General features: G+C 42.3%; 11 protein-coding genes. 9 read left to right on the plus strand and 2 right to left on the minus strand.

Features of this window, described 5'->3' with window-relative positions; all coding sequences use genetic code 11:
• Positions 1 to 401: 401 nt before the first annotated feature.
• The 8 genes from RB160_RS16055 (at position 402) to RB160_RS16085 (ending at position 7,732) form a co-directional block, all read left to right on the plus strand.
• Complete coding sequence (locus tag RB160_RS16055; RefSeq protein ID WP_316571440.1) at positions 402 to 1,481, plus strand: Fe(3+) ABC transporter substrate-binding protein; 1,080 nt, start codon at positions 402 to 404, stop codon at positions 1,479 to 1,481.
• 152 nt (positions 1,482 to 1,633) lie between these two features.
• Positions 1,634 to 3,274, plus strand: coding sequence for an ABC transporter permease (locus tag RB160_RS16060; protein ID WP_396954730.1), 1,641 nt, complete (start codon positions 1,634 to 1,636; stop codon positions 3,272 to 3,274).
• On the plus strand, positions 3,274 to 3,975 hold the full coding sequence (locus RB160_RS16065) for an ABC transporter ATP-binding protein (RefSeq protein WP_316571441.1): 702 nt from the start codon (positions 3,274 to 3,276) through the stop codon (positions 3,973 to 3,975). The genes RB160_RS16060 and RB160_RS16065 overlap by 1 nt, the downstream gene beginning before the upstream one ends.
• A 304-nt stretch (positions 3,976 to 4,279) precedes the next feature.
• Positions 4,280 to 4,807 carry a P-loop nucleotide/nucleoside kinase family protein gene (locus RB160_RS16070; RefSeq protein WP_316571442.1) on the plus strand — a complete coding sequence of 176 codons (528 nt, stop codon included), beginning with the start codon at positions 4,280 to 4,282 and terminating at the stop codon, positions 4,805 to 4,807.
• Positions 4,808 to 4,874: 67 nt separating this feature from the next.
• A complete protein-coding gene (locus tag RB160_RS24050; RefSeq protein ID WP_396954733.1) occupies positions 4,875 to 5,279 on the plus strand; it encodes a VOC family protein in 405 nt (134 codons plus the stop codon).
• A 167-nt stretch (positions 5,280 to 5,446) separates the two neighbouring features.
• Positions 5,447 to 5,941 carry a DinB family protein gene (locus RB160_RS16075; RefSeq protein ID WP_316571443.1) on the plus strand — a complete coding sequence of 165 codons (495 nt, stop codon included), beginning with the start codon at positions 5,447 to 5,449 and terminating at the stop codon, positions 5,939 to 5,941.
• A 176-nt stretch (positions 5,942 to 6,117) separates the two neighbouring features.
• On the plus strand, positions 6,118 to 6,531 hold the full coding sequence (locus RB160_RS16080) for a RidA family protein (RefSeq protein ID WP_316571444.1): 414 nt from the start codon (positions 6,118 to 6,120) through the stop codon (positions 6,529 to 6,531).
• Positions 6,532 to 6,958: 427 nt separating this feature from the next.
• Positions 6,959 to 7,732, plus strand: a complete 774-nt coding sequence (locus RB160_RS16085) for a TerC family protein (protein WP_316571445.1) — start codon at positions 6,959 to 6,961, stop codon at positions 7,730 to 7,732.
• A gap of 120 nt (positions 7,733 to 7,852) precedes the next feature.
• Here the strand turns inward: RB160_RS16085 and RB160_RS16090 are convergent, their stop codons facing one another.
• The gene (locus tag RB160_RS16090; RefSeq protein ID WP_316571446.1) at positions 7,853 to 9,490 is read right to left on the minus strand and encodes a hypothetical protein; all 1,638 of its coding nucleotides are present in this window, start codon (positions 9,488 to 9,490) and stop codon (positions 7,853 to 7,855) included.
• A gap of 391 nt (positions 9,491 to 9,881) precedes the next feature.
• Between RB160_RS16090 and RB160_RS16095 the strand changes: the two genes are divergently transcribed.
• Positions 9,882 to 10,361: a PaaI family thioesterase gene (locus RB160_RS16095; protein ID WP_316571501.1), complete on the plus strand. Its 480-nt coding sequence runs from the start codon at positions 9,882 to 9,884 to the stop codon at positions 10,359 to 10,361.
• A 155-nt stretch (positions 10,362 to 10,516) separates the two neighbouring features.
• On the opposite strand, the gene RB160_RS16100 is transcribed toward RB160_RS16095, so the two are convergent.
• Entirely contained in the window at positions 10,517 to 15,844 is a 5,328-nt protein-coding gene (locus RB160_RS16100; protein ID WP_396954731.1) for a S8 family serine peptidase, read from the minus strand.
• Positions 15,845 to 16,559 lie beyond the last annotated feature (715 nt).

Here is a 16,559-nt window from a genome sequence, read left to right on the forward strand (position 1 = left end):
AATGACTATGTTTGCAAGAAAAGGTGAGCAGAGCCTGTTTTTACAAAATGTATGACGGGAAGTTCATCCACGCGGGTAAGTTAGCGAAAAAATCCCATTTAAAACAACCCTGATTTTACCGAAAAGTACCGCTCCACCACAAATCTAAACAAGGTTCCAAACCAGGATCAATGGAGGCTTCCAAATAAATTGGAGGTCTTTTTTCATTTCACCAACTTTCAAACTGACTTTCCACTATAAATAGATTGTTAACATTTAATGGCGGAAAGGTGTCCAAATTTTAACACTCGTAAAAAAACATCATAGAATGATTGACTGATAATGATTATCATTATATATTATGGGTAGCAAGAGAAATGAAAAAGATTCTCAATTAAAAAATCCAATCAAGAGGTGCAGACATGAAGAAAAAGGTATTTGGTTTTAGTTTAATCTTTTTGCTAGTTTTCGGTGCGTTGGCTGGTTGTGCTAGTTCAACAGATACGGCGAAAAAACAGCCTGCAAATGAACCCCAAGAAAAGAAAGAGCCTGGAGTGGTCAATCTTTATACAAGTAGGCATTATGAGTCTGATAACGATCTTTATAAAATCTTTGAAGAAAAGACCGGGATTAAAGTAAATGTCGTTGAAGGAAAAGGCGACGAACTGATGGAGCGCCTTAATGTTGAAGGGGAAGCAACTGAAGCTGACCTTTATTTCACAGCCGATGCTGGGAACCTTTATGTAGCGAAAGAAGCTGATTTGCTTCAGCCTGTAGAAAGTGAAGTCCTTAATAAAAACATTCCTGCAAAGCTTCGTGACGAAGAGAACTATTGGTTCGGTATGGCAAAAAGGGCCCGTGTCCTTGTCTATTCGAAAGACCGTGTAAAGCCTGAACAGCTATCAACTTATGAGGCGATGGCACAGCCTGAATGGAAGGGAAAAGTTGTTGCGCGCCCTGCGGACAATATGTACAACATTTCACTGCTATCATCTTTTATTGAAGTAATGGGTGAAGATAAAGCAAAAGAATGGGCAAAAGGATTTGCAGCAAATATGGCTAGGGATCCTCAAGGAAATGACCGCGACCAGGCAAAGGCTGTTGTAGCCGGTGAAGCGGATGTAGCGCTTATGAATACGTACTATATTGGGCTTATGTCAGTATCTGAAGATCCAGAAGAGAAAAAAGTAGCAGAACAAGTCGGTGTATTCTTCCCGAACCAGGAAACAACAGGAACCCACATTAACGTTAGTGCAATTGCAGTGACAAAGCATGCAAAGAACAAAGAAAATGCAATCAAGTTCATGGAGTTTCTTTCAAGTGAAGAAGCACAGGGCAAATTTGCCGAAGTTAACTTCGAGTATCCGGCTAACCCTAACGTTGAGCCATCTGATTTCCTAAAATCATGGGGCGAGTTCAAAGAACAGGATATTAATCTATCCGTTCTTGGAGAAAATCAGCAACGGGCTATAAAAATCTTCAACGAAGTTGGCTGGAAATAATATTATGACACAATTGCCGGAGCGCCCTTAGGGTGCTTCGGTAAAATCGTTCACAGAAAATACTATTTCAAATGAGAATGATTTTCGTTATACTTAATATAGAGAGTAAGTCATGCAAACACCGTTTGAATAGGTAAAAGGAAGTGTCACCGTTGAGACTGGGCAGATTTGTAAAACAACAACTTAATATTTGGTCCCTGCTTAGCCTGGTCCTCATCATTCTCATTCTTATACCGAATATCATTATTGGGGCTCAGCTTTTTTCAGAGCCGAACGAAAACTGGCAGCATATAAAGGATTATTTGTTAGTAGATTATATCCGGAATACTCTGGTCATAATTTTTTTCACAGGCATTGCGACGACAGTCATCGGAACGAGCTTAGCGTGGTTAATTACAATGTATGACTTTCCGTTAAGGAATTTCCTGAAGTGGGCATTAATCTTGCCCCTTGCCATCCCGCCGTATATCGCTGCGTATACGTATCACGGGATTGTGAATTACACAGGCGTCATTCAAACGACACTCAGAAATTCATTTGACATGACAGTAAATCAAAAATACTTCAATATCATGAACATTCAGGGGGCAGTATTCATCTTCACTGTGTGCCTGTTCCCTTATGTATATACAATCACAAAGAGCTTTTTTCAAAATCAGTCATCATCGATGATTGAGAACGCAAGGCTTCTCGGAGGAAGCTCATTAGGAATATTTTTCCGGGTTGCATTGCCAATTTCCAAAGCTTCCATCGTAGGGAGCGTGACGCTTGTCATTCTGGAAGTACTTAATGATTTTGGCGTTGTCGGCTACTTCGGAATCCAGACGTTCAGTACTGCAATATTCCGGACATGGTACGGGATGAAGGACCTTGATTCGGCGCTTAAGCTTGCCGGTTCGCTCATGCTTTTGGTCATCATTGTCCTAGTTTTGGAGAAAATATTGCGGGGTAGAAAGCGGTATAGCTTTTCCACGACGAAAGTTCGCCCAGTTCAACCTAAAAAGCTGAAGGGTATAAAGGCTTGGCTTGTATTTGCTTATACCTTTGGGATCTTTTCCATCGCCTTTATCATTCCGCTTCTCCAACTGGTTCGATGGGCGTTCATGACATATGAGAAGGTTCTGAATAAGGATTTCTTGATTCTCACCTATAATTCTATCTATGTGGCAGCCATTGCCGCTATAATCATTGTGATAATCGCACTTGTGATTTCCAACTATACGAGGCTGCAGCAGGGGCTTGTCGCGAAGTTTTTCTCAAGGGTGACAACGCTTGGCTATTCCATCCCGGGAGCCGCGATCGCTATTGCCTTCATTATGATTTTTCTATGGTTGGATACGACCAACAAAGAACTATTGGCAGCAATCAAGATGGAGCCGACCATCGTATGGCGGACTACACTGGTCATGCTGGTCTCCGCCTATATCATCCGATTTTTGGCGATTGGGTATAACTCCATTGAAACGGGGTTTGAAAAGGTCGGCAATAGCTATACGGAAGCATCCCGCATGCTTGGTTCGTCGACTATAAAAACTTTTTTCAGGGTAGACCTCCCAATGATAAAAGGAGCTGTTTTCAGCGGTTTTATTCTCGTCTTTGTCGATATCCTGAAAGAACTGCCATTAACTTTATTTTTACAGCCGTTTAATTTTTCAACGCTTGCTACCCAGGCATATAAATATGCAAACGATGAGAGGGTACAGGAAGCATCATTGGCATCACTATTAATCATCCTATTAAGCGGAATCTTCATTTTCTTTTTCCATAAACTCGCAGATAAGGAGAACAGCTAATGTTTATTCAAATTAAAGATTTACATTATAAATATAAAAATGCGAAAGAAGCTGTCATTAAGGACTTTTGCCTGGATATTGAGAAAGGCGAAATTGTGTCGATTCTCGGGGAAAGTGGAAGTGGAAAGAGTACGATTCTTAGGTTGATTGCGGGGCTTGAATGTCCTCAAAACGGTTCGATTGACCTTTGCGGCAAAACAGTTTGTGATCGCTCCTGTTTTATACCGCCGGAAAAAAGGGGAATTGGTTTTGTGTTTCAGGATTATGCTCTCTTCCCGCATATGACTGTAGCAAAAAACATTCTGTTCGGCTTGAAAAATAAAACTAGAAAAGAAAAGCGCGAACGCTTGGAAGAAATGCTAGAGCTGGTGAATCTATCTGAATACGCAAACCGGTACCCACATGAGTTAAGCGGCGGACAGCAGCAGCGGGTGGCGCTTGCAAGAGCGCTGGCTCCCGAGCCTTCCTTATTGATTCTTGATGAGCCATTCAGCAACCTCGATGCGGGCTTGCAGGAAAGAATTCGAGGCGAACTCAGGGATATCATTAAAAAGACTGGCATTACGTCTATCTTCGTCACACATGACCAGGAAGATGCAAAAGCCATGGCTGACCGGATTGTCTACATCGAAAACGGAAAAGTAAAGTCATCCACAGTCAGGGTGGAGAAACAGAAAACAGCGCTGTCGATCGTTCGCTAGTCCCAAGCCAGCGGATCTGCGCGAACAGTGCTATCTTTCAAAAGAAAAATAATGATTATACCCATATATAAGATCCACGCCTGCTCGTTAAGGTGTGGATTTTTTTTGCATTTTCCTTTTAAAAAAGTAATTTGAAAGACTTAAACATTGGTAATTATTATCCGGCGGTTCCAACTTATTACACATTAGATAATTGAAAAAGATATATGTCGAATTTAATTTAACTAATTTGGCAGTTTATAAGTGATTCGAACGTATGTAAAGATTATGATGGGATTATAACAAATATGGAGGAAGTATCCAGATGTTTAAAAAGCTTAATTTTGACATCATTTATCGTGAACGAGATGATATCATCCCTTTGGTGGTAATGATGTGTGGTGTGGCTGGTTCCGGAAAGACTACATTCTCACAACAATTAGAAAAAGAGGGTTTTGTACGTCTTTCTATCGATGAGGAAATATGGGCTACTCATGGCCGTTTTGGGATTGATTTCCCAATTGAAAAGATTGAAGAATACAAGATAGAGGCAGAACGAAGATTGTGCAATCAGTTAATCGAATTGATTCACGATAAACAACAGGTGGTAATTGACTTCAGTTTTTGGACTCGTGCAAAAAGGGATAAATATAAACAACTTATTGAAGAGTCAGGAGGTAAATGGAAACTAATTTATTTAAATGTTCATCCTGATGATTTGCGTGAACGGCTTAAGATACGAAATAAACGCTTTGATGCTAATGCGGTCCCTATTAGTGAAGAAATCTTAACTTCTTATCTTAATGGTTTCGAAACTCCAAAAGGCGAAGGAGAAATTGTAATTGAAAATTAGGCCTTTTTACTTCAGCGAAGTGGCAGCTTAGTGGAAGGGGTAAATTTTCTAAAAAGGGGGTTTTAATATAGCAAAGCGATGGGGATTCACTTATCTATTTTGTAACGATTTGGAGAAAATGAAGGGGTTTTACTCAGATATACTTCATTTAGACCTCATATGGGATGGTGAAGGTTCGATTTCATTTAAGATTGGTGAACACCAATTAAGTATTAGTTACAATGAAGATGTTATCCAGCCATCCAATAAGTATTCCATTCAACCAGGGTGGGAAGGTGGGACAGAACTTAGGACAGGTTGGTCTTTAGAATGTGATAAAGAAGATTTCAAAGACATTGTCCATTCGGTATTAAGGAATGAGATTCCAAAATTTTATAATGGGCCCAAATGGAAAGGGTATTGGAGTTTTCCTATATTAGACCCCATGAATAATACAATAGAAATTACTTGTACTGAAAAGAATATCCATTAAAGCAAGCCCTATAGAGTGGACACTTAAAAAGGTCTGCGTTATAGGGTACTTTATTTGTCATGATGAAGGAATAAAGCTAGATAAGCCGAATTAATTTATATTATCGTCATATTTGTTCTTGTCTTTAACTTTGAAAGTTTACACTAAACAGTGAGGAGAGTGGTTGTATGCAAGTTGTATCCAAAATGTTTTTAGAACAACTCGACATGCATTACCATGAGAATGAGTGGTTTGCATCCATGGATCAGGCGCTTAATGGAGTCACCGCAGCTGAGGCAGCATGGACAAGTTCGGGCAGCAATTCAATTTGGCAGATTGTTAACCACCTAATATTTTGGAATGAAGACGTAATCCATCGAATTAAAGGCACAGAGAATCTGCATAAGCCAGAAGACAATGAAGAAACCTTTGGAAATCCGGGGGATCCAGAAGACGAAAATGCATGGGCCCAGACAGTACAGCGCCTTAATGAAGTCATGAATAATTTAAAAACGGCCATTGCGGACCTTGATGATGAAAAGTTAAAAGCTCCGCATGCAGCTAACAGGTACTCTATTGAGCGTTTACTCAGCAATATTATGATGCACGATACGTATCATATCGGCCAAATTGTTCTTTTGCGAAAGTTGCAATCCTCTTGGGGTGGCGTTGATTGGTCCTAAAGCACCCATAATTCAGAGACCTTCCTCGCCCTGCCATAAGAGCAGTATTGACGCGGTGAAGGTTTTTTCATTCTGTATGGTGAAGCGGGTGAGTTTCCTCCTTTATGGATAACTCCTTATCGAAATAAAATTCAAGGGTTTCCGAAAGTAGATTCCTAACGAAAGCGGGGAGTACCATGAAAAAACAAGTTTCTTTAATCCACTCTTCTACACTTCCTACTGTGGATTATGCTTATGCAAGTAAAGTCCCTGAGGGAATGAATCTTTTATTTATGGCGGGGGCATGCCCACTGGACAACAAGGGGAAAGTACCCGAGGATACCGACTTTGAAGTGCAGGCGAGGATGTGTGTATCCAATTTGAAAGCTGCACTAAAAGAAGCGGGTGCCACTATACAAGATATCGCGTATACGCGTGTATTGGTTGCCTCATCCAATCAGGATGATTTAGTCATGGCCTGGAATGCCATCCGAAAAGAGTTCGGAGAGCACGATGTTCCAAGTACATTGTCCGGTGTAACTTTGTTAGGATACACGAATCAACTAGTGGAAATCGAGGCTGTTGCTGCAATAGCTGATAAAAAAGATTAATCATTGAATTCAGAACTTGGTAACCAAAATCGGTGCCAAGTTTTTTATTTTTCATACAAATTTTTGATTCATCATTCGTCCATAGATGTAAAAGCGGTGCGACACTTGTATATTGTAGCGATTATTGGAGCCTATTATGAGCGGAATTATCAATGCAAAGCTACACGAAGCTTACCACGGGTGCTGTTTTTATATTTGCGAAAACTACTTTTTGTGGTGAAGAACCCTTTTATAATTCCATAATCCCAATTTCAGGTAAATTGGGATCAAAGGATGTTTTGGTTAAGAATAGCCAAAAAGGGCAGATAAGTAACTGCACTAAATATTTTTTTGCATTAATCCTAAGAATTGTCTGTTCCTTAATTGGCAAACCTATCGTTAGCGAAACTCATAAATGACATATTAGTTAATGATAGGGGAGAAGTAAATGGAGTCAATATGGCTGGAATATGCTTGGGCATTGTTAATCCTAATTGGATTGGAAGGGTTGTTATCGGCAGACAATGCCCTTGTGCTTGCAGTAATAGCCAAGCATTTACCAGAAGAACAGAAAAATAAGGCTATAAATTACGGAATCCTTATGGCTTTTGCATTCAGATTTGTTGCACTCTTCGCGATTTCCTTTATTGCAAACGTCTGGCAGATTCAAGCGATAGGAGCTGCTTACCTTCTTTACCTTGGATTAAAGCATGTCATTAAGGCAAAGTTCGGGAAAGACAATAAGAATATTCATAAAGACGATGAAAAGGAAGCTGCTGGGAAAGGTTTTTGGCCCACTGTAGGGAAGATTGCATTAGCGGACCTCGCTTTTGCCATTGATTCGATTCTAGCGGCAGTTGCTATTGCCCTTGGCCTTCCAGATTCACCTCTTGGAAATTTCGGGGGTATGGACGGAGGACAGTTCCTTGTTGTTGTTCTAGGAGGTGTTGCTGGCCTTGTCTTGATTAAGTTTGCAGCAGCGTGGTTTGTACAGCTTCTTGAAAAACGTCCAGCATTGGAAACAACAGCTTATGCCATTGTTGCCTGGGTCGGTGTCAAACTGGCTGTAGTTACCCTTTCTCATGAAGATATTGGGGTCTTAAATCATGACTTTCCACACAGTACCCCCTGGACTCTAACCTTCTATGGAGTATTAGTGGGTATTGCCTTAATCGGATGGTTTGCACCTGGAAATAAGTCATTAACAGAAGGTAAATCCTAAAAGGTAACAAGGCCATTTTTAATCTGTTGAATAAGGCACAGCGGCAAACTAAGGTTTGCCGCTGTTATTATTGCATATTAATTAGTTCAGCCATAACTTACGAGCTGTTTTTTGAAAAGCTTATTTGGCTATATGCTTATTAAGATAAGAAGAAAATTTCCTCCCTAATTCCTTATCATTCAAATGTTCAGGATAAATTTCAATTAATGGTATGTGATATTTTTGGGCTAAATCAATCTTTATCTCAGTCTTTTTTCTGTAATCCTCGTTGCTAATGAGTCCGAAATATTCCACGTATGTATCTCCAACTTTAAAATCGGCCCGCATTCCATTAGGATTTAACTCACGGTCATACGGATAGGCTGGTTCTATGTCGTGTTTGATGCCGTGGCTGAATAGCCAATCATCGATATACTTTTCAGCTAAGGATCTGCAAGGATGCCCATCTTTTGCGGTTACATATCGTCCGAAAATTTTACCATTGGTTTTATCCAATATATTTGCCTCTGCTAAAAGCCCAAGCCAGCCGTCGGGGGCTATCCGTTTTCGATCTTCGCCAAAGGGCATTTGCCACAATAGCACCAATCCATACAATAAAAACTTCCGTGGGACTTGAGCCAAATAGGTGAGGGGATTGCTAGATGGAATTACTCCTGTTTCGTATGCCATTTTTTTAATTAAATCAATAAGTTCCACCCGAGTAGAAGCTATTTTTTGGCGCTTCGGCATCGAGATATTTCCCCAAGCCTGGGTGCAATAAATTAGGCAATCCCCACATACCGGAATCTCTACGCCTCTTAATGCCTGAAACACTTTATTTGGAATATCCTCTAATCGGATCGATGCTTCTTTTAATGATGTTTTGCATAATTTGCAATCTTCATTCACATAAAGCTTATCCCGTTTGTTTGACTTTTGAATATCTGAAATCTTTTTCCTTACTATATCCAAAGAGCTATAACCTCCGAGGTTTAAGAGAATATCCCATTTCTTTTGTTTTTCAACAGAAATTACTTCCATAATATATTGTTCTACCTCACGAAAGGGGATATTCCATCGTTCCTCAATCATGAAAAGGATAGAGGAATCGAGTAAATCCTCTGCCGCTTTCTTCTTAATCAAATCCATTTCCGACCATGAAAGAAAATGTTTATGGCTAAATTTATAAAAGTCATCCCATGTTGCGTCTTTGTTTATCCTTGGTTGACTGAATTTATAACCAACAGACGGGGAGAGGATTTCCTCAGGCCATGTTTTCCACTTTGCCTTTCCTTGAATCACATCATGAAGAATCTTCCCATTATAGAAACTGCTATCCAAACCAATTGATTGCACAATATGGTCAAATACCTTTTTGTATTTGACAGTATTATGTTTATTAAATATCGGAATATCAATATCATTTGGAAAGTGTGCAACGAGGTACATAAATTCTAAAAAGGACCCGTAGCTCAAAGAACCATGATAGAAATAAGCAAGCGTTTTTTTGTCTTCTTCGGTAAAATTTTTATCAATGATATTCTTTTTGTACTCATCATAATCTTCAATCGGTAAAAGAGTGAAAAGCGAGATACATATATTTTGGCTGATGCTGAGCTTCTCATAAATCATCTCTTTATCAATAAACGTGAACAAGGATGAATTATGAGGAACAATCATTGTAATATGATTGTTTTTGTGATGCAGTTCAATTTCTGAAGGCTCCCCGGAATCCTCAAAAAATAGAGTAGGATTCACCTTTGGGATTGGAAAATCCATATTCCTCCATCTCGAATGTGGAAGGGTAAGGACATACTTCTGAATCTGGTTCGTCATCCCTGGCGGCAAATCAGCTTTCATATAAAAATAGTCCGACATAGGCTTCCACAAGGAAAATCCTCCTCATACATTTAGTGGTATGACTATCTTTTCTGCATTTCTAATCAATTTCCTTCTTACAACCGATAATTCACCAGCATGAGAGTCAGGAACCGGGGAGTTGAATGAGGAATTGCGGGAAGGTTCTTTCGTGTATCACTTTAAAACAGAGCTCTCTTGAAAACTGAATTGTCAGTAAACTGTTGTGCATATGGAACAACTTTAATATATTTATGGTACAACCCGGAGAAATGCAAACTTTTGCTTAATAGATTAATAAGGAGAATGAATGATGGAAGAAAGAGTTGAAAAAGCAATACAAGATATTTACCCAGATGATTTTGCTTGGTGTTATGGGTGCGGCCGGTTAAATAAAGATGGCCATCATCTTCGAACTGGCTGGCAAGGTGATAAAACGGTTACAATCTTTACTCCTGAATCAAAGTACATGGGTATTCCGGGGTTTATTTATGGCGGAATGATCGCTTCGTTGATTGATTGCCACGGAACGGGATCCGCATCACTTGCTTTACATCGAAAGAATGGGAATGAAATAGGAGATGGATCTGAACCGCCCAGGTTTGTGACTGCTTCACTTAATGTGGAATTCCTTAAACCAACGCCACAAGATGTTCCGTTAAAAGCAATTGGAACTGTGGAAGAAATCCATCCAAAAAGATGGAAGGTTCATACCGAAGTATTTGCGAAGGATATCCTTTGTGCCCGCGGAGAGGTCGTTTCTGTCGTCATGCCTAGTACGTTTTTAAAATAAAGTGGTGTACGAGGCATCGCCAGAATCAAAATGTGGGAATTTTATAAGTAAATGGAAAGCCAGGGCTGATTACATAGCTGCCCTGGCTATAATTTTTTTGAAAAACAAAAAACCCCCCTGATTTCTCAGGGGGAAGGTTGGAAGACTAGATCGGATTAATTAATCACAATCTTGTGCGTTGTTGAATTCGTCGCACCTTTGTCGTCAGTAACAGTTAGCGTGACGGTATAGGTGCCTTTCTTATTAAATGTGTGATTAACAGTTGCACCGGTACCGGTTGTTCCATCACCGAAGTTCCACTGGTAGCTGACAATTGTTCCATCAGGATCGCTGGATTGGGAACCATCGAATTTCGTAGCCTTTTTCATCTTGGCTGTTGCCTCGCCTTTGATTACTGCGGTTGGCGCTTTGTTCTCCGCTGGAGGTTCGGCCACATATAGCTTTCCTGGTGCCGCTGCTTCAACCTGGTTGCCTGATTGATCTGCCACCCGGATGACAATAACCCCGCCATCAACCTTAAAGGTGTCAGGTGTTTTATACGTTCCTTCGTAATGTCCCGGGGACGTTTCTGCCATTGTAATCTGATTATTGCCGCTAGATGGCATTAATGGCAGTTCGATCCGGAAAGAAGCGTTAAGTCCAGGTTCACTGTCGAAGGATACATGCACGTTTTCACCTGGCTTAATGCGAACGTCAGTAGCTGGTGAAATGTTTGTAATCTCTGGTGCGCTAAGGTCGACGACTACATTGCGGGTTATTGTAGTTGTGTTGCCCGCGCGGTCAGTTGAGGCTATCGTAATCGTGTTTTCACCGGCGTCTACTAGTATTTTGTGTGAGAAAGTACCGTCGGCGTTAACTTTTACAGATTGGCCATTCACTGTTAACGTATCAAGATGTTCGTCGCTTGTAGTCCCTGTTACGTAAATCATTTCAAGGTTTGTTTTGTAATCCTGGACTGGTGCCGTGACATTAAGGTCAGGGGCGGTCTGATCCAGGGTCACACTGACAGGCTCGGAGCGGTCTGTTAACTTTCCATTTACGGCCGCTTCCACGGATAGGGAGTTTGCACCTGTATTCAACGTTGTTTCGATGCTGAACTTCCCGTTTTCAACCGTACCGGTTCCAACCTGTTCACTGCCGTTGTACAGCTTGACAGTAGCACCATTGGCTTGGGAAATTCCCGTTACTGTAACGTTTTCATCATTTGTAAAGGAGCCATCTGCCGGAGATGTGATAACTGGCGCACCGATCGGGTATTGAACGACCGCGCGTATCATGTAGTTGCCTTCGGCTGCAGGAGACTGGCTCCAAGCTCCGCTGATTCTTTGCCAGCTGCGCTGAGCGTTCTTGCCGTTTTCATCGGTAGCCAATCCTGGAGTATTAGGATTCGCAAATGTTTGGATATAAACAACATAGAAATCGCCATCGACCATAACGGGCTCTTGGAAGCTCACTGATGTCCAGGTGCCATCGCGTTTAGCCGTCCCGTTGACTGGGCCTGCAAGCAATCGGCCTGGTGCACCATTTGCACCAGTGGCATCATAAATCGCATACTGGAATGCCGTGCCGCCTGGAACTGGCCATTCGGTATTCCAGAAGCGGAACATAGCGCCTGTTACTTGCGCCGCACCATTTTCAGGAGTCATCCGCACTGCCCAGGCATTGCCGGCTGCGTTCCATGCGCGGGCATTTTCAGCTGTACCATCATCATATCCGATTGTTCCTTCAAATCCGACAAATGGTTTCAAGGCTACATTTGATTCAACCGAACCATTGCCTGTAACGGTAACTGTTGAATTTTTGTTGTAATATTCATCAGCAGAAACCGCGAGAGTATACGTGCCTTCCAAAACTTCAAGGGAGAATGCGCCGTTTTCATCTGTTGTTACTGGTGTAATCCGGGCATCTTCCATTACCATTACTGTCGCACCTGGAATTGGTTCGTGGGATCTTTCATCCGTCACTACACCTGTAATGATGCCATATGGAATCGGTTCAAGTGTAAAGCTGACTGATGTATCCCTTCCGTCAACAATTTGTATAGGACGGGTTTGTGGATAGAATCCGTAGGCGTCCGCACGAAGGGTGAAGTCACCGGCCACATGAATCATGCTAAAGCGTCCGTTGCTTGCATCCGTCCTTGTAGACCTTCCTGTTTCAATGACAGTAACAGTCGCATTGGCAGGCAGGCTTTGCAGCCCAACTCCGCCTTGAGGTTGTGTTGGCAATGCATCCGGTTCTGTTCTTGTCAATTTCAGTGCTGGTTCATTATAAACCGCTTTCGGCTTAACCATTTCTTGAACATCACTTTGAGAATTTTGCGGGCCAGAAGCTGCCAAAACCATAAAGTTATCGATATACCATCCGAGCTTTACTACACTGCCATCGGATGTTACGCGGAATCGTACTTGAACCTGGTGGCCGGAATACGCGCCAATATCATACGTAACGGTAGACCAGTTTTTGCCGTTTGTGGAGTGGCTGAATAATCCAAGCTGGGTCCAGGTTGTACCGCCATCCTTGGAAATTTCAACGAAGCCTTTATCATAGTTTGTCTCAAGCTCATACCAGTGCGAGAATGCAAGTGTTGCGTTTGTTGTTTGCGTTAGGTCGATGACTGGAGAGACGAGAGAGAAGTTGCTGCTGCTCTCGTAATTTCCATCAAGATCCGTTCCCCAAACATTTGGAGCGGATGGAGGTACTGGCGCACCAGTTCCGGAAGGAGTACCGCGCTCCCATTCATCCCTTGTACCGGAATGTGTCCAGCCATTATCCGTTTCGCCATCAAAATTATCACTGTATACTGTTACCGGGGCGGTGATGGTGACAGATACCTCGTTGGAGTTTCCGCTCTCGTTGCCAAAGTAGTCTTTTGCTCTTACGACATAGAAATATGTCTCGCCATTGGCAGTGTTGGAATCTGAAAATCTATTGTCAGTTGTCGTTCCGATTTTTTCATAGCCGCTGCCTGAGACAGAAGAACGATAAACATTGTATTCTTTGAAATCTGCATCGGCAACAGCTGACCAGTCAAGCGATACAATTCCGAGAGAATTTGCCTGGGCGGTTAAGTTAGCCGGTACAGCAGGCGCGACATTATCCGCTCCGATAACCGCCACATCATCGATATACCAGCCATCCCGTGTTTGGGTTCCATCTGAATGCAGGTTGAAAATAACAAATACCTGTTCACCTGCAAATCGAGATAGGTCAACGACTTGGTTTTTCCATCCACCGCTTACCCCTGTGAAGGAAGCTAAAGAAACGAATTCAAAATTGGTGGATTCCGCTGCTGCATACACGACGCCTCTGTCAAAATTGGTCTCCAGGTTGAACCAGTGCTTGAAGGAGAGAAGTGCACCTTCATTGCTATCCAGAAGATCAATAGGAGGCATCATCATGTACGAGTTGGAGTTATTGAGATATGGCCCGTCAACATTCGTTGCGATGAGCTTTTCACCAGAGGCTGCCGAACCAGGGCCTCCGACAGGAACACCCCACTCCCATGTGTTATTCGTCCCGCCAGTTCTAAAGCCGTCAATATTTGTTTCAAAGTCCTGCATGTAACCAGGCTTCACTCCATTGGATACTTCAATTTGGTATTTGTTTGTTTCAAAACCGTTATTGCCGTAGTCGTTTACGCGGATATAGTATTCCGTCCCTCTCGTATCAACGAGGAAGTAAGGAATAGAGGCTTCATACACGCCGTTCTTATAGTCACCGGATTTTCGTGTCATTGGAATGTACGTCCAGTGTGTGCTGCCTTTGACTCGGGCAAAGGCTTCTACGGTAACGACACTGACGTTATCCGATACACGGGCTGAAATTGGAATGTCAAACCCTGTGTAGGCTATGGTAACAGGAGTGTGTTCGATTACAGGCTTTTCGAAATCATCACCTGCGGTAGCGACCCGCCCGGATACAGAACCAAGTCCGCTTAGAATCGAGCCTACAGCATCAGCGGCGTTGATCAATCCGCTTCCGTACCCGTTGTTCGGGCTTGTAGGATATTCGGCATCAGTTAATGGTATTGCTGTTGTTTGAATAATGTGTTCAAGTTGGTCCACCGTGAGGGATGAGTTTACTTGAAGCAGCAATGCGGCTAGCGCCGTTGTATGCGGGCCGGCCATCGATGTCCCGTTCCATCCGCCTTCATAGCCCCCGCCAGGTACCGAGGAGCGAACATTTACTCCTGGAGCGGATACTTCAGGCTTAATTTCTTCATAAGGAGACGGGCCTCTAAGTGAGAAAGAAGCTACTTTGTTGTTGATGTCTGTTGCCCCTGTTGCAAAAGATTCCGGATAGTTAGCAGGGTTCGCTACAGAACCGGGTCCTCCCGGGTTGCCGGTACGGACATTTCCCGCTGAAAACTCTGGGAAAATTTGTGCCGCGCGCCATGACTGGACCATTGGCCGGAACCACTCGTCAAGGCCAGGGCCGCCGCCCCATGAGTTGTTCACAACATCCGGAGCCATTTCCGGGTGGCGATTCCCATTACTGTCAACCGGGGCAATAAGCCATTGGGCGCCCCGCAAGATAATCTCATCTGTCGTAGATGGATTGAATATACGGACCGCCATCCATTTCGCTCCAGGTGCGACACCGATTTGATTCGTTCCGTTTGCTTCAGAACCAACCATCGTACCCATCGTATGAGTTCCGTGGCCATCCGTATCGACAGGCATGGAAGCGCCACTGTGGGCATCAAACCAGTTGAATTCTGGATTCACCACATTGCCGTTCGAGTCATATCCACGCCATTTCCGCTTCAACGCAGGGTGGTTCAAATCGACACCTGTATCGAGGTTCGCAACCACTGTGCCAGTTCCATCGATTCCCATTTCCCAGGCTTCAGGAGCACGGACTTGATTAATGTTCCACTCAATATTGTTAGGTTGGATATCTGCTGTTGCATTCTTTTCCTCAGTAGCCGTTGACTTTTCCGCTTTATTTAGGAACCGCTCTTCATTCGGCAGAATTTTTTCTACTTCAGCGCGTAAAGCGATTTTTTCCATAACGTTTTTCGTACTCGTTACGGACATTGCGTTAACTATGAAGAAGCTTTCAAACTTTTTTACTTCTCCTTTTTTTTGCATGCTTTCTAAGTATTTTTCCAAACCATATTGTGTACGGGAGGCTGTTTCCAGCAAAGAGGAAACAACAGCGTTACGCATAGCAAGCTTGGCAACGGCCGGAGGTTCTTTTTTCTTTCGTGATGCATCATGGGCGTTTTTCGAAACGGCATTAACATCCGCTTGTTCTTTCATTTTAATGAGGTAGGTGACGTATTCATCGTCTTCAAATTGTTTGGCTAGTTTAGGAGCAATTTTGTCAGCAGCTAGTTGAGGTGCGTTAGTTTGAAGATCAGCCTTTTGCATGGAAGCACTTCCTGAAGCAGAGGCCGGAGCAGTGAGTGTTGTTAGTGCAAGTATGAATATAAGCCATTGAGAAACCCATTTACGCAATCTCTTGCTTTTTACCAATACATTTCAACTCCCTCTCACTTAATCAATTTCTTTGTAAAAAACATAAAAAAGCAGACGAACCTCCTTTCTTTTAACAAGAGTAAAGGAATCTGAATATTTAGACAACAGGTAAAAATCCACTATCGTTTATCGTTTGGCACGATTTTCCCAATATGGCAAATAGATGAAATATTATCGTGGTAGAAAGAAAATGAAGCAATATATGAGGGGGTTTGGAAGAAGCAATATTGCTTTTAGGGGGAAGGAATTACTCTATAATACTATGTTTTTCCTGTTAAAGATTTCGACAAATACAGTCTATCTGTCGAGTGAACCGTACAAACAGCTATTTGATCCTCCCTAACAGAGATTTCCGTTGCTTTATTAGTCATTTGATTCATTTTGTCTGCCGGCCCGGCAACATACGCATTCTTCTCTATTTGACAAAAAGCGTTTCAATCAGCCTGAATTTTAAGTTATGGGTATCCGGATTTTTTTAGCTCAAAAACGAATGAAGGATGGACCACTAGGACTGTAAAACTGGCAAATACGGATACCAGTTTATAGGTGATGATTATTTTAGTGAATTGAAGGAACAAACAAGGAAATATTTTAAAAACTTAAAAGTTTATAGGGAGGGAGGCTATTTAGAAAAAAATTTTCCCAAATATTAAATGTTTGGCTGTATTTGTTAATAGGAAATAAAATTAACGGCAATCATCAAAAACGCGGG

It is taken from the genome of Neobacillus sp. YIM B06451 (assembly GCF_032667185.1).
In the GTDB taxonomy this organism is placed as follows: domain Bacteria; phylum Bacillota; class Bacilli; order Bacillales; family Cytobacillaceae; genus Bacillus_D.

What these genes read in the sequence shown, in the direction of transcription:
- RB160_RS16055 (WP_316571440.1), top strand. Translation starts at nt 402, where the DNA reads ATGAAGAAAAAGGTATTTGGTTTTAGTTTAATCTTTTTGCTAGTTTTC.
- RB160_RS16065 (WP_316571441.1), top strand. Translation starts at nt 3,274, where the DNA reads ATGTTTATTCAAATTAAAGATTTACATTATAAATATAAAAATGCGAAA.
- RB160_RS16070 (WP_316571442.1), top strand. Translation starts at nt 4,280, where the DNA reads ATGTTTAAAAAGCTTAATTTTGACATCATTTATCGTGAACGAGATGAT.
- RB160_RS16075 (WP_316571443.1), top strand. Translation starts at nt 5,447, where the DNA reads ATGCAAGTTGTATCCAAAATGTTTTTAGAACAACTCGACATGCATTAC.
- RB160_RS16080 (WP_316571444.1), top strand. Translation starts at nt 6,118, where the DNA reads ATGAAAAAACAAGTTTCTTTAATCCACTCTTCTACACTTCCTACTGTG.
- RB160_RS16085 (WP_316571445.1), top strand. Translation starts at nt 6,959, where the DNA reads ATGGAGTCAATATGGCTGGAATATGCTTGGGCATTGTTAATCCTAATT.
- RB160_RS16090 (WP_316571446.1), bottom strand. Translation starts at nt 9,490, where the DNA reads ATGGATTTTCCAATCCCAAAGGTGAATCCTACTCTATTTTTTGAGGAT.
- RB160_RS16095 (WP_316571501.1), top strand. Translation starts at nt 9,882, where the DNA reads ATGGAAGAAAGAGTTGAAAAAGCAATACAAGATATTTACCCAGATGAT.